Below are 581 nucleotides of genomic sequence, written 5' to 3'. Positions count from 1 at the left end.
GTGCGCGATCTGTTCATAGGTGGCCGGCTTGCATTCTACATTGGCGGCCCCTGGGGTATCCCCAGTTTCAACGAGGCCGACGGTCTGGACTATGGAGTGGCGCCTCATCCGTATTTTGCCGGTGGCAAGGCGGTGACGCCTTCTGAATCATACCATCTGGGGGTGGCGGCAGACACCACGAACGCTGACCAGGCTCTGAACTTCCTGAACTACGCGAGCCTGGACAAAGAGGGGGCAGTGGTTGCCACCAACGGAAGCTATCTATCCGCGAACATCGAGGCTACGGCCGAGGTGATGAAGAGCCTTCCCGAGCAAAGTCCCAACCTAAAGGGTGTTGATCTTTTGATGAGCTATGAGCTCGCGAACACGGCTATCCGGCGACCGCGTACCCCGGGATACCTACAACTCGAGGAACTGTTCGCGCGTGCCTTTAGCGATATCCGCAACGGAAGTGACGCCGCTCAGACGTTGACGCGGCTTCAAAGTGAACTCGAGCGCAGCTTCAAGCGGATCGAGCGCTAAGACCGATGGCGATGGGAGCGGTTTCTGAGGGACGGATTGTGAGGGCCGCTCCCATGATT

At 58.5% G+C, this 581-nt stretch carries 1 protein-coding gene; it reads left to right on the top strand.

From position 1 onward, the window contains the following. Positions 1-522, top strand: a 522-nt coding sequence (locus EN780_RS36895) for an extracellular solute-binding protein (RefSeq protein ID WP_189557133.1), incomplete at its 5' end; no start/stop codon positions are given. Positions 523-581: the final 59 nt, after the last annotated feature.

Source organism: Mesorhizobium sp. M4B.F.Ca.ET.089.01.1.1, assembly GCF_004022605.1.
Classification (GTDB): Bacteria; Pseudomonadota; Alphaproteobacteria; order Rhizobiales; family Rhizobiaceae; genus Mesorhizobium; species Mesorhizobium abyssinicae.
Note: the sequence above shows the minus strand (reverse complement) of the source record. Positions and strands in the feature narration are given on the sequence as shown.